This is a genomic window from Bacillus sp. AY3-1 (assembly GCF_008368785.1).
GTDB lineage: Bacteria > Bacillota > Bacilli > Bacillales > Bacillaceae_G > Bacillus_A > Bacillus_A wiedmannii.
In genome coordinates, this window is sequence record NZ_QORZ01000053.1 from 1 (window position 1) to 358 (window position 358).

A 358-nucleotide genomic window follows, 5' to 3' on the forward strand; every position below is an offset into this window, starting at 1 on the left:
ATGAATATCATTCCAACTTTCTTTAGCGGCTTTTAAATCATCCGGTATTAAAGAGAATTTGTGGTCTTGCATAGAATCGATATTATCCAGTAAATCTGTATAATTTGCGCCCATTGTATTCCATTGCTTTTGAATATTTGTTAGAGACAATATTGCTTGATCTACAGTCTGGTATAGATATGCCAATGTTTCTTTCGCGTTAGTAAGCGAAAGAACTGCTTGATTAGCACGATCCGCTTTCATACTTAATTCTCCTTAGAAATTTCGTTATAGGAGTCCATATGCTTAGATGCCGTGACACCAGCCGCAGTTCCTAGACCGATACCAGCTGCTCCAAGAGCTGAAAGTCCACCAACAA

General features: G+C 38.5%; 1 pseudogene. It reads right to left on the reverse strand.

What is annotated here, in order from left to right:
• A pseudogene (hblD, locus tag DN389_RS28235) lies at positions 1 to 358 on the reverse strand (hemolytic enterotoxin HBL lytic component L1); the annotation flags it as partial.